At 57.9% G+C, this 25,838-nt stretch carries 20 protein-coding genes, 1 other RNA gene and 1 pseudogene; 13 read left to right on the top strand and 9 right to left on the bottom strand.

The features are described 5' to 3' along the window. Window positions 1–250: 250 nt before the first annotated feature. Together GXX82_03500 and GXX82_03495 are read left to right on the top strand one after the other, a co-directional pair. A complete protein-coding gene (locus tag GXX82_03500) occupies window positions 251–2,212 on the top strand; it encodes a PAS domain S-box protein (protein ID NLT22090.1) in 1,962 nt (653 codons plus the stop codon). Window positions 2,213–2,671: 459 nt separating this feature from the next. Beyond that, window positions 2,672–3,304: a response regulator transcription factor gene (locus tag GXX82_03495; protein ID NLT22089.1), complete on the top strand. Its 633-nt coding sequence runs from the start codon at window positions 2,672–2,674 to the stop codon at window positions 3,302–3,304. Window positions 3,305–3,388: 84 nt separating this feature from the next. Here the strand turns inward: GXX82_03495 and GXX82_03490 are convergent, their stop codons facing one another. Genes GXX82_03490 through GXX82_03480 form a run of 3 tightly spaced genes read right to left on the bottom strand, consistent with a single transcriptional unit; the run spans window position 3,389 to window position 5,426 of the window. After that, on the bottom strand, window positions 3,389–3,829 hold the full coding sequence (locus GXX82_03490) for an ATP-binding protein (GenBank protein NLT22088.1): 441 nt from the start codon (window positions 3,827–3,829) through the stop codon (window positions 3,389–3,391). A gap of 1 nt (window position 3,830) precedes the next feature. Further along, the gene (locus tag GXX82_03485) at window positions 3,831–4,169 is read right to left on the bottom strand and encodes an STAS domain-containing protein (protein ID NLT22087.1); all 339 of its coding nucleotides are present in this window, start codon (window positions 4,167–4,169) and stop codon (window positions 3,831–3,833) included. Between the two features lie 18 nt (window positions 4,170–4,187). Further along, window positions 4,188–5,426 (bottom strand): fused response regulator/phosphatase, encoded by a 1,239-nt coding sequence (locus tag GXX82_03480; GenBank protein ID NLT22086.1) that lies wholly within the window; start codon window positions 5,424–5,426, stop codon window positions 4,188–4,190. A 216-nt stretch (window positions 5,427–5,642) separates the two neighbouring features. On the opposite strand from GXX82_03480, the gene GXX82_03475 reads away from it, so the two are divergent. Beyond that, on the top strand, window positions 5,643–6,467 hold the full coding sequence (locus GXX82_03475) for a PilZ domain-containing protein (GenBank protein ID NLT22085.1): 825 nt from the start codon (window positions 5,643–5,645) through the stop codon (window positions 6,465–6,467). A 35-nt stretch (window positions 6,468–6,502) separates the two neighbouring features. On the opposite strand, the gene GXX82_03470 is transcribed toward GXX82_03475, so the two are convergent. The 6 genes from GXX82_03470 to GXX82_03445 are packed head-to-tail and all read right to left on the bottom strand — an operon-like array spanning window position 6,503 to window position 16,004. Next, complete coding sequence (locus GXX82_03470; GenBank protein NLT22084.1) at window positions 6,503–9,523, bottom strand: response regulator; 3,021 nt, start codon at window positions 9,521–9,523, stop codon at window positions 6,503–6,505. Next, window positions 9,523–10,578: an endoglucanase gene (locus tag GXX82_03465; protein NLT22083.1), complete on the bottom strand. Its 1,056-nt coding sequence runs from the start codon at window positions 10,576–10,578 to the stop codon at window positions 9,523–9,525. The genes GXX82_03470 and GXX82_03465 overlap by 1 nt, the downstream gene beginning before the upstream one ends. Window positions 10,579–10,582: 4 nt before the next feature. Further along, window positions 10,583–12,235: a glycosyltransferase gene (locus GXX82_03460; GenBank protein NLT22082.1), complete on the bottom strand. Its 1,653-nt coding sequence runs from the start codon at window positions 12,233–12,235 to the stop codon at window positions 10,583–10,585. Between the two features lies 1 nt (window position 12,236). Continuing rightward, complete coding sequence (locus GXX82_03455) at window positions 12,237–14,888, bottom strand: tetratricopeptide repeat protein (protein ID NLT22081.1); 2,652 nt, start codon at window positions 14,886–14,888, stop codon at window positions 12,237–12,239. 1 nt (window position 14,889) lies between these two features. After that, a complete protein-coding gene (locus GXX82_03450; GenBank protein ID NLT22080.1) occupies window positions 14,890–15,525 on the bottom strand; it encodes a tetratricopeptide repeat protein in 636 nt (211 codons plus the stop codon). Continuing rightward, window positions 15,522–16,004: a tetratricopeptide repeat protein gene (locus GXX82_03445; protein NLT22079.1), complete on the bottom strand. Its 483-nt coding sequence runs from the start codon at window positions 16,002–16,004 to the stop codon at window positions 15,522–15,524. The genes GXX82_03450 and GXX82_03445 overlap by 4 nt, the downstream gene beginning before the upstream one ends. A 167-nt stretch (window positions 16,005–16,171) precedes the next feature. Between GXX82_03445 and galT the strand changes: the two genes are divergently transcribed. From galT to ssrS, 10 genes and pseudogenes are all read left to right on the top strand, one after another. Then, the gene (gene galT / locus GXX82_03440; GenBank protein NLT22078.1) at window positions 16,172–17,182 is read left to right on the top strand and encodes a galactose-1-phosphate uridylyltransferase; all 1,011 of its coding nucleotides are present in this window, start codon (window positions 16,172–16,174) and stop codon (window positions 17,180–17,182) included. 238 nt (window positions 17,183–17,420) lie between these two features. After that, a complete protein-coding gene (gene aspS / locus GXX82_03435) occupies window positions 17,421–19,181 on the top strand; it encodes an aspartate--tRNA ligase (protein NLT22077.1) in 1,761 nt (586 codons plus the stop codon). An 18-nt stretch (window positions 19,182–19,199) separates the two neighbouring features. Beyond that, a complete protein-coding gene (locus tag GXX82_03430) occupies window positions 19,200–21,017 on the top strand; it encodes a histone-lysine N-methyltransferase (protein ID NLT22076.1) in 1,818 nt (605 codons plus the stop codon). Then, window positions 21,017–22,282 carry a 3-isopropylmalate dehydratase large subunit gene (locus GXX82_03425; protein NLT22075.1) on the top strand — a complete coding sequence of 422 codons (1,266 nt, stop codon included), beginning with the start codon at window positions 21,017–21,019 and terminating at the stop codon, window positions 22,280–22,282. Before GXX82_03430 ends, GXX82_03425 begins: the two co-directional genes overlap by 1 nt. Window positions 22,283–22,284: 2 nt before the next feature. Then, complete coding sequence (locus GXX82_03420; protein ID NLT22074.1) at window positions 22,285–22,779, top strand: 3-isopropylmalate dehydratase small subunit; 495 nt, start codon at window positions 22,285–22,287, stop codon at window positions 22,777–22,779. Next, a complete protein-coding gene (locus GXX82_03415) occupies window positions 22,779–23,948 on the top strand; it encodes an NADP-dependent isocitrate dehydrogenase (protein ID NLT22073.1) in 1,170 nt (389 codons plus the stop codon). The genes GXX82_03420 and GXX82_03415 overlap by 1 nt, the downstream gene beginning before the upstream one ends. A 4-nt stretch (window positions 23,949–23,952) precedes the next feature. Continuing rightward, window positions 23,953–25,072 (top strand): peptide chain release factor 2 gene (locus GXX82_03410; GenBank protein NLT22072.1). Its coding sequence is split into 2 segments (ribosomal slippage): window positions 23,953–24,018 and window positions 24,020–25,072, totalling 1,119 coding nucleotides; the frame shifts between segments, so codons are not numbered across the junction. Window positions 25,073–25,078: 6 nt separating this feature from the next. Next, complete coding sequence (gene zapB / locus GXX82_03405; GenBank protein NLT22071.1) at window positions 25,079–25,333, top strand: cell division protein ZapB; 255 nt, start codon at window positions 25,079–25,081, stop codon at window positions 25,331–25,333. 8 nt (window positions 25,334–25,341) lie between these two features. Beyond that, window positions 25,342–25,563: pseudogene (locus GXX82_03400) on the top strand (cell division protein ZapA). Between the two features lie 47 nt (window positions 25,564–25,610). Continuing rightward, a non-coding RNA gene (ssrS, locus tag GXX82_03395) (6S RNA) lies at window positions 25,611–25,787 on the top strand. Window positions 25,788–25,838: the final 51 nt, after the last annotated feature.

Here is a 25,838-nt window from a genome sequence, read left to right as displayed (position 1 = left end):
TCTTACCCAGTACCAGTTTGTCATGCATATTTCATACACCAGTTGTTCCGGCGATGTCAACCTGCGCCCCTTGCACGTTAACACGGGGGACAGTCAGTGGTGCGCGGGCCGCGCCACGCGATATGCCGCGAAAATCATTTACTGCGCATCGGGACTCAATTATAATGTTGCCAAAACATTTTCATTACCGGTGGACCGCGACAAGGGGGTCCGTGCAGGCCCCGTCGGTCCTTTCAGGTGAGGGGTCGGGATGATGCTTGTCGAAAAGGGCGAAACATTCCAGATGCTCGCAGAGAACATACCTGTAGGTCTGGCTCTTATCAACGTGGAAGGGGAGTACCGCTACCTCAATCCCAAGTTCAGGGAGATGTTCGGCTACGATCTTGCCGATATTCCCGACGGCAAGGCGTGGTTCGAAAAGGCGTATCCCGACCCGGAATACCGCAGATCTGTGGTGGATACCTGGATCAAGGACTTCGAACTTTTCAAGCCCGGCGAAAAGAAGCCCTGGGTCTTCCGTGTTGCCTGTAAGGACGGGACGATCAAGACCATCCATTTCATGCCCGTGCAGCTCGCATCGCGCGAGATCCTCATGGCCTACGAGGACATAACCCAGCTGGCGAGGGCGAGGGAAGCCCTCGAGGAGAAAGAGACCAAGCTGAGGCTGCTCTACGAGAAGTCCGTGGATCCCATCTTCATATTCGACGGGAGGAGCTACATCGACTGCAATGAGGCGGCTGTCCACATCATGGGCTGCGCGTCGAAGGAAGAACTCCTCAGGTACCACCCGCTGGAGATCTCGCCTGAATACCAGCCTGACGGAGAGCTTTCACGGGTGAAGGGCGATAAGGTCATGGAGCGGGCGAAAAGAGAGGGAAGCAACCGCTTCGAGTGGCTCCACCGGAGCGTGGACGGCAGGGACTTCTGGGTGGAGATATCCGTGACAACGATCCCTTTCGGCGACACGAAACCCCTCATGTATGTTGTCTGGCGGGACATAACGGAGCGGAAGAAGACGGAAAAGGAACTGAAGGACAGCGAGGAGCGCTACCGGAACATGTTCGACAATATCCCCTTTCCGACATTCGTATATGATTTCGAGACCCTGAAGATAGTCGACGTGAACACCTTCGCGGTGCGCAGCTACGGGTATTCGCGGGAAGAGCTCCTGAGAATGACCCTCAAAGACCTGAAACCCGACGAGGATGTCCCGTCGCTTCTTGCCCACCTGTCGAAGCCCGACCCGTCACAGGAAAGGGTTCCCTGGAGGCACAGGTTGAAGGACGGCACGATCATCGATGTGGAGATAACGGGTCACGCCCTTCAGTTCCCCGGGAAGAACTACCGCATCTTCCTTGCAAATGATGTCACGGAGATCAAGAAGGCCGGTGCGGCCCTGAAATTTACCCAGTTCGCCGTGGACAACGCGGCGGTGGGTGTCCTGTGGATATCAGGGAAGGGGCAGGTAATATACGGGAACGATGAGATCTGCAGACTTCTCGATTACACCAGGGAGGAACTTCGGGAAAGGACCATCTATGAACTGGACGCGAGCAGTTCCGGAGAAATGTGGATGGACAACAGCGGGCGGACCGTCGACCGCATGCCCGAAAGCGTCGAGACCGTTTTCCGGACGAAGAGGGGGAAGCTGTTTCCTGTCGAGATCGCGGGAAACTACATGGAATATGAAGGAGAAGGGTATGTCTGCGCCATCATCCAGGACATAACGGGCCGGAAGATCACAGAGGAGTCACTGAAGAAGAGGGAGTTCGAGCTGAAGGTGGAGTCGAGCCGCCTTGAGGAGGCGAACACCGCGCTCAAGGTTCTCCTCAAACACCGGGATGACGACAAGAAGGAGCTCGAGGAAAAGCTTCTGGCCAATATCAAGGCCCTCGTCTTTCCCTACATTGACAAGATGAGAAAGGGCCGGCTCGACCCCGGGCAGGTCTCTTATGTGGACATCGTCGAGCGTAACCTCAATGAGATCCTGTCACCCTTCCTGCAGAAGATGTCCATGAAGTATTCGAACTTCACGCCCACGGAGATACAGGTTGCGAATCTCATCAAGGCCGGCAAGACCTCCAAGGAGATAGCGCAGATCATGAGTGTCTCCACGGGGACCATCGATACCCACCGCAACAATATCAGGAGCAAGCTCAATCTGAACGGAAAGAAACTCAATCTAAGAGCATATTTAATATCACTAGGTTAGCCACAAATATATATAAATGAGCTATATATTATATACCCATAAATTACATATCTCGATTTGCGAAGACTCTGTTATAATAACACCATCTGATGACTGTCACCTGTCATATGAGACTTATTGGCGCGACTTCCTATAGCGAAGCCCCTTTCGAGCTTGCGCAACAAAATACTGCCGTTTACTCATCAAGGTTAGCTTCCAAGAAAACGAAAGAGACAAAAGTCATCCCCCCCGACTGTTTCTTTTAGGCAAACAGGGGCTTCGCTATCTCTATTTCACCCTTTCCGCAGTTCTGATACCATAGTCTTAAGATGTATGGTACAAATGATGATAAACTTGTAGGGGCTGAATCCCCCGGCATATGTTGAGAAAAATGACAGGGTGGTTTGGACAACATCTAATGACGCGCAGAACGGAGGCCCTGGCAATGTGTACACCTTACGCGGGTTGGAAGAGGCGGTCATGATAAGGATACTGATCGCCGATGATCATTTTATTGTCCGGGAGGGGCTGAAGCAGATCGTTTCCGACGTTCCCGACATGGTGGTCGTCGATGAGGCGAGCGATGGCCAGGAGGCCTTGCGGAAGGCCCTGGGCGGGTCCTTCGATATCATCATTCTCGACATATCCATGCCCGCGAAGAGCGGACTCGACGTCCTCCAGGAGCTCAAACAGCACAAGCCCGAGGCCAACGTCCTCATTCTCAGCATACATCCCGAGGAGCATTATGCCATGCGGGTGCTCAAGGCGGGGGCTTCAGGGTATCTTACGAAGGAGAGCGCGCCCGATGAGCTGGTCATGGCGATACGCCGGATCTCCCAGGGGAGGAAGTACATCACCGCGACGCTTGCCGAGAAGCTGGCAGGGGTCGTTGAACGTCCCGCCGACGTGCCGCTTCACAGCACCCTTTCGGAAAGGGAGTTCAGGGTCATGGTGATGATCGCCTCGGGGAACTCGATCAAGGAGATATCGGAAAAGCTCTTTCTCAGCATCAAGACGGTCAGCACCTATCGAACGAGGATCCTCAAAAAAATGAACTTCAAGAACAACTCCGAATTGATCCGCTACAGCATCGAGAACGGATTGGGAAGCTAGAGAAAGATCCCAGGCTTCGGGTCTCAGGTTCCAGGGAAGGGCCTTTCCCACCACCTATCACCTGTTACCTATCACCTGTTCTTCTCAGCTTCTGTATAACTTCTTCATCATTCTGAGGGTGTTTCTGTCGCCTTCGGAGGTGTAGGTGACCCTGTCCATCACGGTGTTGATTATGTACAGGCCCAGACCGTGTTCCGGAAGGGCCTTGAGATCCCCGGGGTCGTACTCGGGGAGGACGGGCTGGTACAGGGACATCGGCCTGCCCCTGTCGGTGATGTCGAGGATGATCTCCTCGCTCGAATACGTTATGTCGACCTCGACGACATGACCTTCCTCGTTGTCGTAGGCGTGCTTGATGGCGTTGTTCACCGCCTCGACGACACAGAGTTCGAGGTAGTACGCGTCGACGTCGCTGAGTGAGAGGTAAGAGCAAATGCCGCGGATCGCAACGCCGGCAAGGGAGACGTTCTTCAGCTTGCTATCGACGAGAAAGGTGATCTTTTTTGAAGGAGGCGGTTCCGGCATATTATTTTGCAAGCGCCTTGATCGCTTCGGACTCGTCGGCGAAGATCTGGAAGACCCTGTTCATCCTCGTGATCCTGAAAAGCCCCATGACGGTTTCCCTGACACCGCAGATGACAAGATCGCCGTCGTTCCCGAGGGTTTTCAGGCTCGAGACAATGGCACCAAGTCCGCTTGAGTCGATAAAATCGACCTGTGAAAGGTCAAGAACGATGCGCTTGTTCCCCTGGTTGATCCAATCCACCATTTTTCCCTTGAAACCTGTCGAAACGGACGCGTCTATCCGCTTCTCCCGGGGCAGGACGACGAGAACGTCACCCACCTTCCTTTCCTCTATCTCCATGCGCGCACCTCCGTTGCGTCAGATACTCCCAGCCTGTACCCCCGGTGGGACCGGGTCCTCTTTCCCCCCGTTTCCCCTGAATTCCACGGCCACGAGGGTGATGTCGTCCTGAAACTCCGCCCCCCCGCCAAAGTCCTCGATGGCGGCGATGACGGCGTCAGGGAGGGTTTCGATCCCTTCGTTCCTGAGACCGGAAAGGAGCGAATAGAAGCGGTCCTCGCCGAAGAACTCCCCTGAATCGTTGCAGTATTCCACCGCCCCGTCAGTGAAGAGCACCAACCTGTCCCCGGTCCTAAGAGACCTCTCGTCCTCCTCGAAAGGCAGACGGCCGTCGAGGCCGATGATCGTCCCACCCTTGTCGAGAGGTTCCATGGTGCCGTCGCCCCTCAGGATGAGGGGAGACGGATGGGCGGCATTGCTGTACCTGATGGTGCCCGTGTGGGTGTTGATGATGAGATAGACGATGGTGAAGTATTTTCCGAAACGTTCGATGGGGTATTCCCTGTCGAGGACCTCCATGACCTTTCTCGGCGATGCTATGCGGTATCCGGGGGCCTCATAGGTCCGTTCCTTCGTGACCCGTCCCCTGTTGGGCTCAAGGACCTGGGAGACGGAGACGGTGATCAGCGCGGAGGGCACCCCGTGGCCGCTGACGTCTATCATGTACATGCCGATGTGGTCCTCGTCGAGGCGGAAGACGTTGAATATGTCCCCCCCGATCACGTGGGAAGGCATGAACTTCCAGGCGATCGCCAGGTTCCTTATGTCCGGCAGGGTTCGCGGCAAAAGACTCTGCTGGATGCCGGCCGCCGCCTTCAGGTCCTCATCGAGGACTGCCTGCTTCTCCGTGAGTTTGGCGTTCGACCTCTTGAGCTCGCATGTGAGCCTTCGGATCTTCAACTGGTTTTCCACCCGCGCCAACACCTCCGCCTTGTCGAAGGGCTTCGTTACGTAATCGGAACCGCCCTTCTCCAGGCCCCTCACCTTGTCCGCCGTGTCCGACCTGGCTGACAGGAAGATGACGGGCACGTCGGTAAGGAACCCTTTGCGCCCCAGTTCTTCACAGACGGTGAAACCATCCATGCCCGGCATGACGATGTCGAGAAGGATGAGGTCGGGCCTTATGGCCTCGACCCGGGATAGAGCTTCCTCTCCGCCCGTTGCCTCAGCGACGTCATACCCTGCTTGTGCGAGGATGCGCCTCAGGAGTACCCGGATATCCTCGCTGTCATCGATGATCAGTATCTTCTCCTTCATGTATGCTTCTATCTTACAGTCAATGACGGGAATATTCCATGGTTTTTGATGGTTCTCGCTCCCGGGCCGCCGTGACCCGACCCGAGTGCTGAGCCTCGCGTTCGCTTTTGTCTTTGACCCGTACACCCGTTCGCGCGCGGGAAGCGCGCGGACTCGTATGCCCGTATACCCCATTTTCCCATTGTCGCGCGTATTGTCAACGTGTAAGATACAGGAATGGAACAGACGACAACGGGGACCGGCCGGGACAGGAGAAAGGAGAAACGGTTCGAAATAAGCTCCGTGAACCTGCCTTTTCTGGGTACCAGGGGCGGGGACCACTCCAGTTTTCAATACGTTGTCCTGGACCTGAGTAAGAGCGGCATCGGGTTTGCCGTTCCCAACTGGGTGGTGAGCAGGGAAGGGATGAGGAAAGGCGACACGATAAATTTCCATCTGCCCATCAGCATGGGGGAGCAATACTACAATCAGGGTGTCGTAGCGTGGACGAAATGGGACGAAGCGATCGGGTCCGAGACGTGCGGTGCCGTTCTGGGGAGCAGGGGGCGTCCCCTATATCCCGTCTTCATTTCCATCGAATCCGGCTCGGTGTCCGTCAATCTTGAGGAATTCGAGGTGCGGGACAGCCTGCTGTGCAGGGTGATCAAGGACACGGCATTTCTCAAGAAGGGAGTGGATATCTACCTCGGCCACCTGGTGCCCTTTTTCTCCCGCATCGCTCGATACCCCCGGGAGGAGTATCCTCAGCTGAAGAGTTTTCTTCTGTCCGACGTCAGGTCGCGCGTCAGGGAGCATTGCGACCAGCTCGAGGCGTTGTACGTCAGGGCAAGGACCGAGACGCCGGGACAGTCGGACGTTGCCAGGTTCATCGACCTGGAAGAATTGAGGGCAATGGTGGAGTCGGAGATCTATGTCGAGATATTCAAGGCCGCCTTCTCCGACGAGAGCATCGTTCCCTACCTCAATGCCATCAAGGAGCTGGAGAACAGGCTCTACTTCAACTACAACACGATAGTGATGCTGTATCTTCATTCGCTGTAGGAAATGAAGGGCTCACGGGCAGACGGGTCAAAGCCTTACGCGTATTCTATGTGGATCGTGGTCAGGAAACGTTCCAGTTCGGCTGCCCCTGTGATGATCGCTTCCTTGTCGCCGGTTTTTGCGGCTTCTTCCAGCTGGCGGCCGATCTCGGTGATGCGGTCGAAACCGTAGCCGCCGCCGCTGCCTTTCATGGTGTGGCCGAGGACCCGGACGGTCTCGAGGTCGTTCTTCCCGGCCGCTTCCCGTATGGACGCGACATCCGCGAACCGTTTTTCCAGGTATCCCGGTATTAGGTCCTCGAGGTCCCTGTCTATCCTGACGACGGTCGTCGAATCCATCTCTTCGCCGATCCTGGCCGTGGTGCCTGCCGCGGAGCCTTCGTCCGCGACGGAGATATCCTTCGTATGCGCCCTTATGGCATCGATAAGCGCGGACCTGCTGACAGGCTTGGTGAGGTGGCCGTTGCAGCCCGCCTCGTAGCTCTTTCGTATCTCCTCTTCCAGGGCGTAGGCTGTGAGTGCCAGAACGGGTGTTGCCCTTCGGCCCTGCGACCGTTCCCACTGCCGTATCTGCCGCGTGGCCTCGTAGCCGTCCATCACGGGCATCTGAATGTCCATGAGGACGATGTCGTAGGACGATGTCGTGAAGATATCGACGGCTTCGCGCCCGTCCCGTGCCATGTCGACCTTAAAGGGCGTCTTCTTGAGGTACGACTGGATGAGCAGCCGGTTGTCGTCGGAATCGTCGACGAGGAGTACGGCAAGAGGCCGTGTTTCGGAAATGACTCCAGGTGTCGCCGCGGCGTCTTCTTCCGGTGCGGGGTTATCTGGCCCATCCGCCGCGGGGGCGAGTGAGGCGGTGAAAAAGAAGGTACTCCCCGAACCGACGGCGCTCGTCATCCATATACGGCCGCCCATGAGCTCCACGAGACGACGGGATATGGTCAACCCCAGGCCGGTGCCGCCGTATCTTCGCGTTGTCGACGAGTCCGCCTGGGTGAACTTCTCGAATATGTGAGGGATCTTGTCCTCCGGGATGCCGATGCCCGTGTCGCTGACTGAAAAGGCAAGAACGGTTTCCTCGTCGTCCGACCCTTCGCGTTCCACGGTGATCGTTACTCGACCCTCCTCGGTGAACTTCACGGCGTTGCCGACGAGATTGAGGAGGACCTGCCTCAGCCGTCCCGCGTCGCCCGTCAGCCGAGCCGGCACATCGGGCGCTATCCTGCAGTCGAGGGCAATGCCTTTCTCCCGGACACGAAGGGCCATGGTATCGCAGACGGCATCGACGAGCTCCCTGATGTCGAGGACGGACTCGTGAAGCTCCAGGTAGCCCGCCTCGATCTTCGATATGTCGAGGATGTCGTTTATGATGCTGAGGAGGTTGTCCCCGGCGTTCCGCAACGTCGTGACATATCTTCGCTGCTCCTCGTCCAGGGGGCCTTCCAGGAGCAGTTCGGCCATGCCGATGATGGCGTTCATGGGGGTGCGTATCTCGTGGCTCATGCTGGCGAGGAAATCGCTCTTGGCCCGGTTGGCGCTCTCGGCTGCCTCCTTGGCGTTTTTGAGTTCTTGTTCGAAGAGCTTCACCGGAGTGATGTCCTCCTGGACCCCGACGAAATGCGTGATGTTGCCCGTTGAGTCCTTGAGGGGAGAGATGGACGCCGCCGCCCAGTAGAGGTCCCCGCTCTTCTTCCTGTTGTGGAAAACGCCTTGCCATTCCTCACCGGAGGTGATGGTTGCCCAGAGCGCATCGTAGACCTCCCCGGCCATCTCGCCGGATTTCAGGATCCGAGGCGTTTTTCCCGAGACCTCGCTTCTTTCGTAGCCCGTGACCTCGACGAATTTCGGGTTGACGTACTCGATGTCCCCTTTGCTGTCGGTGATGACGACGACGGCCGAGCTGTGTTCGACGGCATTGTGCAGCTTACGGAGCTCTTCCATGGTCTTCTTCAGGGATGCTTCCCTGTCGCCGAGGCGTTCGAGCATGGCATTGAAGGATGATGCGAGCGCCCCTATCTCTCCGCCCGTGTCAACGCGGACGGCGCCGAAGGGGCCTTCCGTCCTCCCTATCTCTTCGGCCTGCGAGGCCAGTTCCGACAGGGGCGACAGGTTCCTGCGCATCACGATGAGGATGATGAGCACGCAAAGGGCGATGCCGATGGCCGTGTAGGCCACGATATACCATCTCTCTTTGTAAATGGGGGCATAGGCGTCCTTGATGGGGTAATGCGCGGCCAGTATCCAGTCGGTGTTTCGAAAGCGCTTGAAGGTCGCTATGCCGGGCACGTCCTTTGAGGATCTGGTCTCCCCGCTCCCCTCGAACCAGTTCTCGATGGCGGCGTCGAAAAGGTGGTTCGAGCCCCTGGGAAGATCCTGCTTAAGTATCCGTGTCTTGTCGGGATGGATGATCATTGTGCGGTCCGTATTAAAAAGGTACAGGTACCCGGTCCTGCCTATCTTGATGCCCGCTATGCCTCCGAAGGTGACATCCTTGAGCAGTGACACGGCGCCGCCCAGCACGGCGGCGATCTCCCCGTCCTTGCCAAAGACGGGAACGGAGAACATGACTACGGGGTCATGGGGCGCCTTGATGGACCTGAAGGGTTTCGAGATGTACGGTCCTTTTGTCCGCATCGTGTACTGGAAGTATTCCCTGTCGGAGAAGTCTTTCCCGGACCTTTCGGGTGAGTCGGGCACCTGGCTTATAACCCTTCCCGTCTGTGAATAGAGGACAATACCATGGTCGAAATACGCCTTGAGGAAGAACCGCGTCCCCAGTATCTTCTCGAGATGCCTCTGCATGGCGGGATGGTTGTCGATGTCTGCCGTGGGAATGAGCTTCGAGACGTCGATGAGCACCCTCAAGGCCTCATGAATGCTGAGGTCCACATCGTAGGCTATCTTTGAGACGAGTTCAAACTGCTGGTCCGCTATGGTCTTCTTGAAATGCTCCTCGAAAACGCGTTCGAACATGAAGGCACCCGCGCTGAAGATGACGAGGAAGAGGACGGAGACCACGGTGGCCATCTTTGTCTTGAGGCTGAATCTCCGCATCAGGGCCGTCCTCCTTTCTCGAGAAGCCCATCGAGGCGGCGCGGCCCGGTGGCGCGTCGACCCTTCACTGCTGGGACGTGGCTTCCGTCGGAGCCGCTTTCTATCCGCCAGTCGACCTCCTTGTCTGACTGGAACCAGACGATGCCCTCGATGCCCAACCTGCCGGAGGCGGACATGGCATCCCGGATCCACTCGTTCTTGTTGCCGCCTGTGCCGACGGTTGCGGTCTCGAAGACGACGAGGGGTTTTTGCCGGGCAGAGGGACTCAAACCCTTAAGTTCAGCGACAGGGGCCTCAAAGATCTCCCGAAAGGATCTCCACCCGCTCTCCCATCCGTGAATCTCTTTCTTCCTGGTTGTTCCCCAGTTGTACCCGTCCACGCCGAGGATATCGACATAGTCGTCTCCCGGGTAGTAGGCGGACAGGACGTTCCATGAGGCGGAAGGGTCGAAAGTCGTGCCCGGTACAGACTCCGCGTTGGGGCAGAACACCCACAGAACATTGCCGGCGCCGGACCGTTTGAAGATCTCGACGACATACCGGTACATCTTCCGGTAGATGACGGGGCTTTCCGGACCGTATTTATTCTCCGTCGTGCCCCAGTGATAACGCTTCAGATTCATCTCGTGGGCGAAGCGCATGAGCAGGGGCTTCCTCCAGGAGCGGGCCTTTTCCGCGAACCGCTCTATGTAGCGGTCGTACCGGCCGCCAAGCACATCGGCATGGGGGATGGCGATCTCCCTGCCGGCCATCACGAACATGGGCTCCCAGGTGATGCAGGGGAGGGCGCCGGTCGCCGTGATGGCTTCGAGGCTTTCCAGGGGGAATTCGCCGGAGGACCCGTCCTCGAGGGGGGGCCACTGGAGGAAGAAGACGACCATGTCGGGATGAAGGCCGGTTGCCGCCTCGAGGCCCTCGATCCTTGCAGGGGTTATGGGGTAACCGTCGAGGGCGAAGCCCCACAGCGAAGGCCCCGTTCCCGATGTGAGGCAGGATGACGGGAAGAGTATGGCGACGGCCATCAGGAAAAGACAGGCTGTCCCGCACGGTCTCATCCGGCTATCCTCTTGTCTCCCCGGGCTCTTCCACGGGGGTGTTGAAGTAGAATATCGACGAGAGTATCGCGGCGTGATAGAGGCACCAGAAGACGTTGACCAGTATCCCGGCGAAGGGTTCTCTCTCGTACACGAGCCTCATGACTCCCCATGTCGCGGCGCTGATGCATATGGCCCACAGGAGGATCTGGGCCCACATGGCCCGAAGAGGCAGGGCGCGACTCGTTCCTTTCGGCGTGATGCCGAAGGTGCCCTTGAAGCCGATCAGGGCAAGGGCGCTCGACTTCATGAAGACAGGGAAAGTGATGAAGGTCAGGAGCTGCCCCGACATGAGGTCGCGTATCGTGTAGCTGCGTTGTTTCAACGTCCAGTAAAAGGTGGTAAGGGTGATGATGATGTAGGGGACGAAGATGAGGAAATAGAAATCGGGTCTGGCGAAGTACACGGGTACATTGAAGAACAGGAAGATGGGTGGACATATCATCATGATGAAGAATACGAAGCCGATGAAATACCATGTGCTCGACAGGAAATACTCCCACCACTGAAGGAGCGTAAGGCCGCGGGGCCGGCGGATGAAGGTGGCCATGAGCTTTCTCAAGAGCCCTATTGTTCCCAGGGACCACCTGAACTGCTGTTTGAAATAGCCCCCCAGGTCCTCGGGCCCTATCTGGAAGGTCCGCACCCTGTTTATATATGTTGTCTTCCACTTCATGAGATGGAACTGGAGGGACGTGGCAAAGTCCTCGGTGACGGAGGATTCATCGAATCCGCCGACGCTTTTCAGGGCCTCGCGACGGAAAAGGACGTTCGTGCCGCAGCAGAAGGTGGCGTCCTTTGACGCTTTGCCCTCGCATATGTACTCATAGAAGACCGTCTGCTGCAGTCCGGCGGCGCGGGCGATGCGGTTGGAATCGAAGTTGATGTAGTACTGCGGGGTCTGGATGAAGGCCAATTCGGGGTTGTCCTCCATCCGGGCGACCAGGGGTTCCAGGAAGTCGGGGAATGGATTGGAGTCGGCATCGAAGACGACCATATACCGTTCCGTTTCTTTCTTGATCTTCTTGGAATAATTGTGGAATACGAATCCCTCCCTCGTCTGTCCATCAAGGTATTCCATGAAATCGTTGATGATCCCCGCCTTTGCCCCGTGCCATTTCCTGCGGAAGAGGTCGACTCCGACGTACTGGCAGAGCTCTTCGATGGACCTCTTGTAGGCCTCCATGTTCTCGGGAGTGTCCCAGGGGACATCATAACGGGTGTCGTCCAGGAAGTAGATGTACTTGTTGGGGTACGATAGATTGTAGAAGGTGATGAGAGAGTTCTTGACCACCTCGAGGGGTTCCTTGTAGGAGGGCATGACTATGGCGACCGGCGGATAGGCCGGCAGGGGTTCCGTGGGGAGCTCTTTCCGCGAGAAGTCTCTGCGCGTCCACGCGACGGAGAGGATCTCCAGGAAGTATCCTATGCCGTGGACGAGGATGAATATCTCGGCCATGAGCAAAAGGAGCGCGAGGGCCTTCTCGTACCACACATGATCGGTGATCATGAAGAGGATGATGCGCACGATAAGGTACACGGCGGCGAGTGCCATGGCGGCAACGGGGGCCGCCATGATGAGAGCGATTTTTGAGGACGCGGGACGTTTCTCGTTCATCTCAGAATCGGTACCTCACCCACGCCCACGCCCCCGTGGCGTCCCATTTCGGGGACGTGTGGGCGAGGCCCTTTATGCCGACGAACCAGTGCTTCAGGAACTCCCAGTTCCATTCACCCTCGATCTTCGCGTAGGGATTGTTCTCGGAGTCCGTGCCGAAGGAGGCCTTGAGATCGTAGAAATGCTGCTCCGCCCCGCAGATGAAGGTCTTCGAGAGGTCATGCCGCCACTCGAGGATGACGCTGCCGGCGAGATAGTCCCGGGGGGCCCAGTAGGGGTGGATCATGTCGACGAGCTCCCCGTCGCGGTAGACGTATTCGTTGTCGTGGCGGGTATTGCGCATCTCTCCGGAGGCGGCCACCTTGAAGGTCCGCGGGTGGTCGGTGAGGGCATGGCCGGCAGCGAGGCTGACGAGGCTGCCGCTGTTGGAGTCGTTGTAACCTGTGTACTCCGCCTTGCCGCTCACCTCAAACCTGCGGGTAACGTTACTATTGAAGGCGACGAAGACGCGGTCCGCCTGCGTGCCCTGAACTATGCCGAAATAGTTGTATATCTCGTCCGTGCGGGCATATCCGGCGCCGAGGCGCACCCGGTCATCGAGATCGAACCAGACCGTCCCGTGGCCCGTGTCCCTGTCGGCGAGGGTCTTCGAGTCATATCTCTTGTGCGTAAAGGAGCCCTCCGCCTTCACGAAGGGGCTGAAGACCCCGGCGAAGCCGACCGAGACACCGCTGGCGCCGTAGGTCGCGTGATCGAAGTCGGGTGTATCAAGCCAGCGATGGCCCTTGAAAAAGAAATGGTACTGGCACCTGACGGGAACGTCGACGGTGACATCGAAGCGGTTCCGCGTGATGCGGGCGAGGTCTCCCCTGCCTTGCTCGTTCCAGTAAGAGTAATCGAAACGTGCCGAAGGATTGCCCCGGTTCCGGAGCCTCCCGGCGGCTTCCCCGGCAAGGGAGTGAAGCGGGTCGATGGCGAGAAGCCTTTCATAGACCCTTGCCTCGCGGCCGCACAGGCCCAGGGCACAGGCAGCCTGCGCCTCGTCGAAGAGCGCCTCCTCGTTTCCGGGGTTCTCCCTGATGAGGGTCTCGTAGACAGGCAGGGAGCGGGCGAAACGCCCGTCGTAGGCGAGCTTCTTTGCCTCCTTCTCGAGGAGGATCGACCGCTCTATGCGCTCCCGGACCCGTGAGTCGACGGTCTCCTTTTCGTTACCGTGCTCCCGGCGGACCGGTTCCCCGGAGGGAACGGAGAGAGCGGCATCATATGTTTCCATCGCGAGCCCCGGTTTCTTCGCCCACATGGCGGTACGCGCCATCTCCCTGCGCGGAACGGGGTCCGTGGGATCGAGGGCGATGATCTTTCGATAGAGGGCTATGGAGTCGTCATACCGCCTCGACCAGGCGAGGACCCGTGCAAGACCGGTGATGATCTTCGAACTGCCGGGAAATCGCGCCGCAAGGTCCCTGTACAGTGTGATGGATGCCTCGTATTGCCTGGCCGAGGCAAGGGCCTGGGCGAGGGAAATTGAGGCGGGAAAGAAATCGGGATCGCGGCGGAGTGCTTCCTTCAAACAGGCGATGGCTTCGGGGAAGAGGCCATGGGAAAGGTATCGGTCGGCCCATCGGGAAAGGTCGGCCGCGGACAGAGCCGTATCATTGACAATGGATGAGAGAAAGGCGGCCGAGCGCACGGTGTCCGGCCAGTTCACATAGAAACGGGCTGGTATGTTCCCCGGCTCTGCCGCGCGGGCCTTTTCGAAATACCTCCGGGCCTCGGCAGCGTTCTTCTCCCTGAGGTAGGTCCGACCAATGTTCACGCGGACCCCTGCTGCCTCAGCGGTCCGACCGGTCGACCCTTCGTACAGTGACCTGGCCTCGGGATATCTGTCCTGGGACATGAGCGCCTCTCCAAGGACCCGGGAAGCTTCCCTGTCACCCGGCCCGGCCGACAAGGCTTCACGCGCGTATCGTTCTGCCGCGGGAAAGTCCTTTTCGAGGAGCTTTATCGAGGCGAGGGTTGCGAGGGTAACGGCGTCCTTACGGGTAACCATCAGGTCCCTGCAGACACCTTCCGCCTCTTCGTATCGTTCGGAGCTGGCAAGGGTCATCGCGAGCCTCAAGGCCACATCGCGATCACCGGGGTTACCGGCAAGATGCCGCCGGTAGAGAGACCGGGCCTGGGAGAAATCACCCCACATGTTCATCTTGTCTGCAAAGCGGAGCGAGAGGTCCGGCCTGTGTCCCGACGTCCCCAGCGCTTCGAGGTAAAGGTTTCTGCACGCGAGCGCGTGGCCGCGCCCGCATTCGATATCGGCAAGGGCCGCGGCCACGGCGGCATCGCCGGGCTTTCGGGCGTGGAGGCCACGAAGGAGCGAAGCCGCCTCGGCGTCCATCCCGAGGCGCAGAAGGACCTCAGCCGTCTCCGTTTCGATGGTGTTGTCCCCCGGGGCGAGCTTGAGGAGAGCGTGATACTCCGCAAGAGACTCTTTCAACGTGGCATCATCGTAGGAGAGGATCCGCGCCAGAGCGTGGCGTGCTTCCCTGTCCGATACCCTGCCTTCCGGGGGTACGATGGTGACCGTTCGCTCGGCCCGGCAGGGTGCCGCCGGGAACAGGGCCACCATGAGGACCGATAGAAGAATGAGCCTCTTCATGCTATTTCAGCGTTCTCCTGAGTTCCGCCGCGGCTTCACCGTATCTCTTCGACCACATGAGGACCATGGCGTACTTTCTCCTCACCTGTACGTCCCCGGGGAGTGCGGCAAGTATCTTGCGGTATTCGGCGAGGGACTGGTCGTATTGTTTCTCCCAGCTCAGCATCTCCGCGAACCTCAGTCTCGCCGGGTTGTCGCCGGGACGCTTCCCAAGGTATTCCCTGTAAAGCGGGGCGGCCCTGTCGTAAGACTTCCGGTCCCGGTAGAGGTCGGCCATGAGCAGAACCGAATCGACATCGAGCTGGCGGGCGTCGACGCCTTCCAGGACGGCGAGCGCTTCTCCTGCTTTCTTCTGCCAGAAAAGGACCTTTGCCAGTTCGATCCTTGCTTTCGGGAGGTCCGGCCTTTCCTTGAGGAGCTTCCTGTACTCTGTGACGGATTCTTCGTGTCGCCCCGCGTAGCTCAGCACCCGGGCAAGCTCCCATCGTGCCATCCAGTCAGGGATCTCCTGGCCTGCTGTGGGTAAGGTGTCAGACCGTCGGGAGGCTTCACCGGCGAAGGGGCATCCTGGCGCCGCGAGGAAGACAAGGATCGTGATAATGCATGGAACCGCCAGGTAAGCCAGTGATCGATTCATGGTTTCTCTCCCAGGATAGCCCTGTAGCGCAGGATGGCCTCATCATAGCGTCTAAGGGCGGTCAGCGCGCGGGCGAGCCCGAGGGCGGCAGCCCTGTTTCCAGGCTCCTTCGCGAGGAGGGTACGGTACATGTCCGCCGCGCGCGCGTGATCGCCCTGCCGGTCATACAACCCGGCCAGTTCGAGTTCGACGCCGGCGTCGCCGGGGTTTATGGTTGCCAGCTTCCCGAAGGCCTCGATGGCCATCGTCAGATCCCCTGCCTCCGCGTAGGACTTCCCGAGAAGCCTCAGGGTGTCTGTGGGCCGGAAACCTTTCCCGGCCAGGGCGTCGCAGATCGGGATCACCTGTTGCCAGGCCCCCCTTCGGGACAGGTCCTCCGCGGTCCTGTAAAGAAGCCAATCCTGTTTCAGATACCGGTATGACGCCGTTGTTGCCAGGGCGAGGATGATGATCGATATGATAAAGTAAAGGACTTTCATAGGGTTATCGGTCCCGCGGCATCCGGCGATCCACCGTGGAGTATAGCATGTGTGGTGATGGTGTCAATGGAGAAGGGCTATGTGGAGGGGCTTCAGGTCATTCCGGTATTCGTGATTGTGAAGCCGGGGTTTTTGGAATACTATGTGAAATAGAGAAGGAGGTGCCTATGCCTGAGGTACGGTTGAACCAGATCACGGGAGACTGGGTCATCATCGCCACGGAGAGGGCCAGGCGTCCCGAGGACTTCAAGCACGCGAGGGAACATGTCACGCTCCCCGATCATTCGCCGTCCTGTCCTTTCTGCACGGGCAACGAGGGCATGACGCCCTCCGAGACGCTCAGGCTTTCCGATGATGAGGGCCGGTGGACGGTCCGGGTGGTGCCCAACAAGTACTCGGCGCTTACCCCGGAAGGTGTCATCGTGAAGAAGAGGGATGACCTCAGGGAATGCCTTTCCGGTGTTGGGCTCCACGAGGTTATCATCGAATCGCCGATCCACAACACGACGACCGCCCTCCTGCCGCTTGACCGGGTAGCGGACATACTGGTCGCGTACCGACACCGTCAGCTCGCCTTCTACAATGACGACCGCGTCGAACACGTTATAATCTTCAAGAACCATGGCGAGGACGCCGGGACGTCCCTCGAACACCCCCATTCGCAGATAGTCGGGACCCCCGTCTTCCCCGGGCAGGTGATGAACCGTCTCAACGAGGCGATACGCAACTATTACTACGTGAACTTCGGCGACTGTCTCTATTGTACCTATATGAAAGGAGAGAAGGACGACGGAGTGAGGGTGGTCTCCGAGAACGAACATTTCCTGGCCTTTGTTCCTTACGCCGCGTTGTCTCCTTTCCACATTTGGATCTATCCGAAGCGGCACAACGCCTGCTACGGCCATATCACGGATGACGAGATACCGGCCCTGGCGCTCATCCTGAAGGAGATTCTGCTGCGCCTCTACCTCGGTCTCGGCAACCCTGACTACAACTACGTGATCCGGTCATTGTCCCCCGGCGGTGCCGACGCCAAGTACTTTCACTGGTACCTTGCCATTGTCCCAAGGCTTACCAGGGCCGCCGGTTTCGAACTGGGCACGGGCATGTATATCAACACGTCCCTGCCCGAAGAGAGCGCCGAGTTCCTGAGGAACGTGCCGATCGGGGAATTGTGACCAATGTTTTTGCGGGAGAGTGTTCAGGTTGTCCTCCGGCCGGTCGAGCGAAGACTCTTGAGGGATCCAGGATTGCTTTTGGGTACAGGTGATCATGGGTGACGGACAGAAGAGAATAGGTTTTTTCCATGGCCCATGACCTGTGACCCATCACCTGTCCTTCCGCTGTCTTCCCGGCCTGTCCGTATTGACTAATCAAGGATTTGACAATATAATAATACACTTTTTTTAGAAGGGGCTGAACGTGAGAGATACCTATTGCGGCACGATACGAAAAGAGCATGTGGATATGACGGTGACCCTGGCAGGGTGGGTCTTCAGGAGACGCGACCACGGAGGGCTTGTGTTCGCCGACCTGCGCGATGTGACGGGAATCGTCCAGATCGTGTTCTCTCCCGAGATATCGAAGGAGGCGCACGAGAGGGCAGGCGACATACGGAGCGAGTATGTCCTCAAAGTGACGGGCATGGTCAGAAGGAGACCCGCCGAGACGGAGAACCCGGGCTTGCCCACGGGAGAGGTCGAGGTGTATGTTTCGGACTTTGAGGTCCTCAACACGTGCAAGGTCCTTCCCTTCCAGCTCGATGATGAGGACATAGGCGAGGCCACGCGCCTCAGGTACCGTTATCTCGACATGCGGCGCCCGGAGGTGCAGAAGGTCTTCATCGAAAGGAGCAAGGCCTACACGGTCACGCGGGATTACCTGTTGTCGAAGGGGTTCTACGAGTTCGAGACGCCCCTGCTCACGAAGTCGACGCCCGAAGGCGCGCGTGATTTCGTGGTGCCCAGCAGGCTCAACACGGGCATGTTCTACGCGCTGCCGCAGTCGCCCCAGCTCTTCAAGCAACTCCTCATGATGAGCGGTTTCGAGAGGTATTTCCAGATCGCCCGTTGTTTTCGCGATGAGGACTTGAGGGCCGATCGTCAGCCGGAGTTCACCCAGATAGATATCGAGATGAGCTTTGTCGACAGGGAAGACGTGATGACTGTCAACGAGGGGCTCATCATTGCCCTCTACGAGGCATTGAAAGGTAAGAGGCCCCCCGAGGTCCCTTTTCCCCGTATGAGCTTTTCCGAGGCGATGGAGAAATACGGGAGCGACAAACCCGACCTGCGCTTCGACCTGCCCATCGTGGACATGACGCACATATTCCAGAAGACGGAGTTCGGGGTCTTCAAGAAGACGATAGAGGCGGGCGGGGCCGTGAAGGGGCTTGTTCTCAAGGGAAAGACCCTCTCCCGCAAGGACCTCGACGTGTCGGTGGAAACGGCCATGGACATAGGAGCCGGCGGTCTCGTGTGGATACGCATGGATCCCGACGGGGCGCTCCAGTCTCCGACGGTGAAGTTCTTAAGCGACGAAGAGAAGTCGCAGATGATATCCCTTTTCAGCGTCGAGCCGGGCGATGTGTTGTTCATCATGTGTGATAAGCGGCTCCGCGTGAGTGAGCTCATGGGAAGGTTCCGGCTGTACCTGGGCGAGAGATACGACCTCATCGACAAGAGCCTGGACAAGTTCCTCTGGGTCATCGATTTCCCCCTCCTCGAGTACAGTGAGGAGGAGAAACGCTACGTTGCCCGCCATCATCCCTTTACGTCCCCCAAGGGGAGCCTTGCCGGTTTCGACGGGGACTACGATTCCATTCTCGCCAATTCCTACGACCTCGTTTTCAACGGGGTCGAACTGGGCGGGGGCAGCATCAGGAACCACAGGACCGAGGACCAGGCGGAGATGTTCCGGCTCCTCAATATAGGAGAAGCGGAGGCGGCGGACAAGTTCGGCTTTCTCCTGGAGGCCCTGGAGATGGGGGCCCCTCCCCATGGCGGCATAGCCTTCGGTCTCGACCGCATATTGATGATGTTCCTGGGGCTTGGCAGCATCAGGGACGTTATCGCCTTTCCGAAGACGCAGAAGGGCTCCTGCCTTCTCACCGGCGCACCCGGTAGGGTGGGGCCGAGACAGCTCGCGGAGCTGAAGATACGGACCATTGCCGATTGACAATTTCACGGGGGTGATATGAAGAAGAAGGAGAAGAAGAAGGGATTTATCTTCAAGAACGTTGCCGGTGCGTCCAATTATCCTCTCATCGACGTGGACCACCCCCAGCTCTTCCGGGATATCTTTCCCTACGATGAGGTCTGCAAGGTGAAGTTCGACCACAAGATCGAACTCATCGACCCCCCTGACGATATCTATATCACGGATACGACCTTCAGGGACGGCCAGCAGGCAAGGCCTCCCTTCACGGCTGAACAGATCGAGGACCTCTTCGAGTTCCTCCACCGTCTGAGCGGGCCGAACGGGGTCATCAGGCAATCGGAGTTCTTCCTGTACACGGACAAGGACAAGGAGGCGTTGCGCAGGTGCCAGGAGAAAGGGTACCGCTTCCCGGAGATAACGGGGTGGATAAGGGCGCACAAGGAGGACCTCCAGCTCGTGAAGGACATGGGGCTCAAGGAGACGGGCATCCTCACGAGCGTCTCCGATTACCACATATTCCTGAAGCTCAACAAGACGAGACCCCAGGTCTTCAAGGACTATCTCAAGATAGTGGAGAGCGCTCTCGACCACGGCATAACGCCGAGATGCCACTTCGAGGACGTGACGAGGGCTGATATATACGGTTTTTGCGTTCCCTTTGCCCAGGCGCTCATGGCCCTGTCGGAGGAGGCGAAGCTGCCTGTCAAGATACGGCTCTGCGACACCCTGGGTGTCGGCATCACGTACCCCGGTTCGGCGCTTCCCCGGTCCATCGGAAAGATCATTCGCGCCATGATCGACGATGCCGGCGTGCCTTCGGATTGCCTCGAGTGGCACGGTCACAACGATTTCTACAAGGTCCTCATCAACAGCATCAGCGCGTGGATGTATGGATGCACCTATGTTAACGGTACCTTGCTCGGTCTCGGGGAGAGGACGGGCAACGCGCCCATCGAAGGGCTTGTCATGGAGTACGTCTCCCTGACGGGGGAGAACAACGGTGTGGACACGACGGTCATAACGGAGATGCGCAACTATTTCGAGCGGGAGATCGGCCATCATGTCCCGAAGAACCAGCCCTTCGTGGGGCTCGACTTCAATGCGACCTCGGCGGGGGTCCACATAGACGGCATCTTGAAGAACGAGGAGATATATTCTGCATTCGACACGAACAAGCTCCTCAACAGACCTCTCGCGGTCAATATTACCGATAAATCGGGTCTGGCGGGGATAGCCCACTGGGTCAACTCTCACTTCGCGCTCACGGGGAAGGAGAAGGTACAGAAGACACATCCCGGGGTGGCCAAAATAAACAAATGGATCGCGAAACAATACGAGGACGGCCGCATAACGTGCATGTCCGAAGAGGAGCTCGAGCACCAGGTGAGGCGGTATATCCCCGAGATGTTCGTGTCCGAGTTCGAGTTGATGAAGAAGAGGGCTTTCGACATGGCTGCCCACCTCGTGGAAGAGTATATTGAGAACCCTGACATCAAGGGCATGAAGCCGGACCGGCAGGAAGAGCGCCTCAAGGGCCTCGTCGAGGATTATCCTTATATTCAGTTCGCCTATGCCGTCAACGGGGAAGGGGTCAAGATCACGCGCAACATCACACAGATCGTGGACAAGGCCAAGTACCAGAGGATCGGACTCAACGACGACTTCTCCGACAGGGATTGGTTCATCAAACCCATGGCTGATGGCAGGATACACGCCACCGACCTTTATTCATCGAGGATAACCGGGGCGCTGTGCGTCACCGTTTCAGGGCCCATTCGGGACGAGATGGGCGACATCGTCGGCGTCCTCGGCCTCGACATCCGGTTCGAGGACCTGGCAAGGGCGGAGGCTTGATGGTGAAGGGCAGGACGCTGGCTGAAAAGATACTCGGCAGAAACGTCGGTGGTGACACGGTTCAGGGGAACTACGTTGTCGTCAATGTCGACAGGATACTCCTTCAGGACGGAACGGCGCCCCTCGCGATCAGGAAATTCGCGGACATGGGCTTTGACAGGCTCTTCGACGGATCGAGGGTCACCTTCTTCATCGACCACGCATCACCGAGCCCCAGGATGGAGCTCTCCAACGACCACATGATGATAAAGGAGTTCGCGGGCCGTTTCGGCGCGAACGTGAGCGATGTGGGAGAGGGCATCTGCCACCAGCTTATGTCCGAGGGTATCCTGGTGCCGGGTGAGGTGCTCGTGGGGGCCGACTCGCACACGTGCACGGGGGGTGCTCTCGCGTCCTTCGCGACAGGCATGGGTTCCACGGATATCGCCACGGCGATGGGCCTCGGTAAGACCTGGATGAGGGTGCCTGAGAGTTACCTGTTCCGTCTTTCCGGGTCGTTCCCGAAGGGCGTGTTCCCGAAGGACCTTATCCTCAGGATCATAGGCATGATAGGGGCCGACGGCGCAACCTACAAGGCGATGGAGTTCTCGGGCGAGGCCGTGGGTTCCATGGAGATAGAGGAGAGAATGACGGTTTCGAACATGGCCGTTGAGGCGGGGGCTAAGTGCGGGCTTTTCCCTTCCGACGCGATGACCCGGGCCTATCTCGTCCGAAAGGGGCGGGGAGATGCCTTCGTGGAGATCGCACCCGACGGGGACGCGGTGTACGAGAAGGTCTTCGACGTGGACCTCGGCGGGCTGGCGCCCGTCGTCAGCCTGCCTCATACCGTCGACAATACGCGAACCGTCGATGACAGCGAGGTCCGCGACATGGCCGTGCACCAGGTCTTCATCGGTTCCTGTACGAACGGGAGGCTGGAGGACCTGCGGGTTGCGTCACAGGTCCTTGCCGGCCGCAAGAAACATCCGAATGTGCGCCTCCTCGTGGGTCCCGCGTCACGGGACGTGTACCGCGCGGCCCTGAGAGAGGGCATTCTGGAGACGCTCCTCGACGCGGGGGCGACTATCCTGCCCCCCGGTTGCGGGCCTTGCATCGGGCTGCACCAGGGTATCCTGGGCAACGGTGAGATATGCGTCGCAACATCGAATCGGAACTTTCTGGGCAGGATGGGCAACCCGGGATCGGGCATTGTGCTCGCGTCTCCGGCAACCGCGGCGGCAAGCGCGCTCGCGGGAAGGATCTCCGATCCGAGAGAGGTTCTGTGATGATCATAAAGGGTAAGGCATGGATGTTTGGGGACGATATTTCGACGGACCACATCATCCCCGGGCGCTTCTATCATCTCCGATCCAACCTGGAAGAGCTGAAGAAGCACGTTTTTGACGACATCGCGCCCGGTTTCTCCGAGAGGATAGCGAAGGGCGACGTGATCGTCGGGGGAAGGAATTTCGGCCTGGGGTCGAGCAGGGAACATGCCCCCCTTATCATCAGGATGGCCGGTATAGACGCGATAGTGGCCCCTTCATTCGCCCGCATCTTTTACCGGAATGCGATCAATGTGGGTCTCGCGGCCATTATCTGCCCCGTCGACGGCATAACGCAGGGTGACGCGCTCGAGATCGGCCTCGATGAAGGGTTGCTCACGAACATCACGAAAGGTGAAACGAGGCGGTTCGCTCCCCTGCCGGCCATCATGCGGAGCATACTGGATGAAGGCGGTCTCGATCACTATATAAGAAAGCACGGAGGGTTCACCATCTGATGGAGAGGATCAGGATACCTGTGATCGCCGGTGACGGAACGGGCGAGGACATCTGGAGCGCCTCGCGCGAGGTCTTCGAGGAGGCGGTCCTCAAGACGACGGGCGGTACGAAGCAAATAGAATGGATCCCTGTCACGGCCGGTTTGAAGGCCCTTGATGCCGGGAATGTCCTTTTGCCCCAGGAGACTGTCGACGCCATCCTGGAAAGCACGATCGCCTTGAAGGGCCCCCTGACCACACCTGTCGGCGGAGGCTTCAGGAGCGTCAACGTCTATCTGCGGCAAAGATTCGACCTCTATGTGTGCATGCGGCCGATACGCTGGTTCAAGGGTCTGCCGAGCCCTCTTGTGAACCCCCAGGCTGTGGACATGGTGATCTTCCGGGAGAACACCGAGGACCTGTACCGGGGGATAGAATGGAAGGGAGGTACGGCGGAGGCGAAGACCGTCATTGACTTCCTGCGGAACGTGATGGGCGTGGAGGTGGATCCAGACAGCGGAATAGGGATAAAGCCCATGAGCCCCGCCGGGACACGGCGGTTTGTCAGGTGGGCGATAGACTGGACGATAAAGGCCGCCCGCAGGGGCATCACCATCGTCCACAAGGGAAACATCATGAAATACACCGAAGGCGCCTTCCGTGAATGGGCCTACGAAACGGCACGGGAATTCGACGACCTGTCCGCCGAGGGGGCAGCGGGAAAGATACCCGTAAACGACAGGATAGCGGACAACATGTTCATGCAGGTCATCGCGAGACCCGGGGACTACGATGTCCTCCTGTGTCCGAATCTCAACGGCGATTACCTGTCCGATGCCTGCGCGGCGCTCATCGGGGGACTCGGTGTCGCTCCGGGAGCGAACATCGGTGCCGACGTGGCAATATTCGAGCCCACCCACGGGAGCGCTCCGAAGTATGCGGGTCGCGACATGGTCAACCCCACGTCCTTCATTCTTTCGGGGGCAATGCTTTTCGACCACATAGGCATGGGCGAGACGGCCTCAGCGATACGCCGAGCCGTTGAAGAGACGATACAGGCGGGTATCATGACCTATGATCTGGCGCGGCAGGTCCGGGATGGAAAGGCCGTGAGGTGTTCGGAATACGGTGAGGCGGTCGTTAGGAGGCTGTCCGTTTCAGGGGCAAGCACGGAGACACAGGGAAGGTAAGTGTATGATAGACGAACTCAAAGGAAAGATAGACGAGCTTCAGGAGCGCATCCTCTCCCTCAGAGGTTATCTTTGACCTGCCTCAACTTCACGAAACACTGACACAATTCGACAGGCAGATCTCCGAGGCCACCTTCTGGGACGATCAGGAAAAGGCCCAGAAGATTCTCAGGGACCGTTCCCGGATCGACGAAGAGATAAGGAACTGGCAGAAGAAAGAAGAAGAACTCGAAGAGATCCTTATACTCAGCGATTTCCTCCGGGAAACGGAGGACTCGAAGGACCTCGAAGAACTCGTCGAACGTGTCAGGTCCCTCGAAGAGTCTCTTGGCTCCTACGAGATCGAGAGGATGCTCTCAGGCGAGAATGATGACAACAACGCCATCATCTTCATCAACTCCGGGGCGGGAGGCACCGAGGCCCAGGATTGGGCTGAGATGCTCTTCAGGATGTACCTGAAGTGGGCGGAGAGGAAGGGCTTTGAGACCCAGGTCGTCGACCTCCTGCCCGGGGAGGAAGCGGGGGTGAAGAATGTTACCTTCCTGGTTTCGGGCAAACATGCGTACGGGTATCTCAAGTGCGAGAACGGCATTCACCGTCTGGTCAGGGTATCTCCCTATGACGCGAACAATCGCCGTCACACGTCCTTTGCCTCCGTTTACGCCTATCCCGAGATATCGGAGGATATACAGGTCGATATCAAGGAAGAGGACCTGCGCATCGACACGTACAGATCGAGCGGCCCTGGGGGCCAGCACGTGAACAGGACCGATTCGGCGGTAAGGATCACCCACATTCCCACGGGCATTGTCGTTCAATGCCAGAACGAGCGGTCCCAGCACAAGAACAAGTCGATGGCCATGGCCATCCTCAAGTCCAGGATCTACGAACTGGAGAAGAAGAAACAGGAAGAAAAAATGGATTCCCTGAACAAGGAAAAGAAGGACATAGCCTGGGGAAGCCAGATCCGCTCCTACGTTCTCCATCCCTACAGACTCATCAAGGATCACAGGACGAAACACGAGGAGCATAATGCCGATGCCGTGCTTGACGGGGATATCGATGCTTTTATTAAGGAATACCTTTTGTACTTGACTTTCGATCAGAAAAGGAAGGATAATTAGGTAGATATGGAAATTTTCAGTATAAATAAAGAGGTAATTAACGTAAACCGTATAGAAGAACTGGAAGAAAAGATCGATCGGCTTATCGAGGGCTATCGAGCCCTCAAGGAAGAGAACGAGAGGCTGAAAGCTGAGGTCGAGTCCTTCCAGAGCAATGACAGAGATCTACAGGGGAAGATCTCGGAGATCCGGGGCGAGCGGGAATTACTCATCGAGAAGGTCCAGAAGATACTCGAAAAGGTCGAAAGAGTAGAGATTTAGGGGTCTGCATGGAGAAGAAGGTTGAAGTGACCATCCTGAAACAGCCTTTCACTTTCGTCGGGGAGGATGATGAGAGGATCAAACGCGATGCCCGCTTTGTGGGCGACAAGATCGACCGCGTTGTTACGCGCTACGGTATAGTCAATACACTGAATGCAGTCATCATGGCAATGATGGAACTGGCGGACGAATACCTGGAGATGAAGCAGCAGATAGAAAAGGTGGACGGAAGGACGCTTCGACTTATTAAAAAGTTCGAAGATATTGAAAATATAGATGTTCCCTGCGGTGTTCGTGATAGGCGGTAGGCTGTGAGCCAACACCTCAACACAGGGAGTCGTTCCCTGCTGCGGTGTGCATGCTCACCTCGAGTGAGAAGCCTGATGCAGTAAAACGACACCCACGTGAACACGAGGTTCAAGACATATCGTCTACACGGCATTGCGGGGCTAATTTTAAGGGGTAATGCTTAAGGAAACAGAGGTTTGACATAAATAAACTTCGA

It is taken from the genome of Syntrophorhabdus sp., assembly GCA_012719415.1.
In the GTDB taxonomy this organism is placed as follows: Bacteria; Desulfobacterota; Syntrophorhabdia; order Syntrophorhabdales; family Syntrophorhabdaceae; genus Delta-02.
The sequence above is the reverse complement of the archived record's forward strand: the minus strand, read 5'-3'. Positions and strand labels throughout refer to the sequence as shown.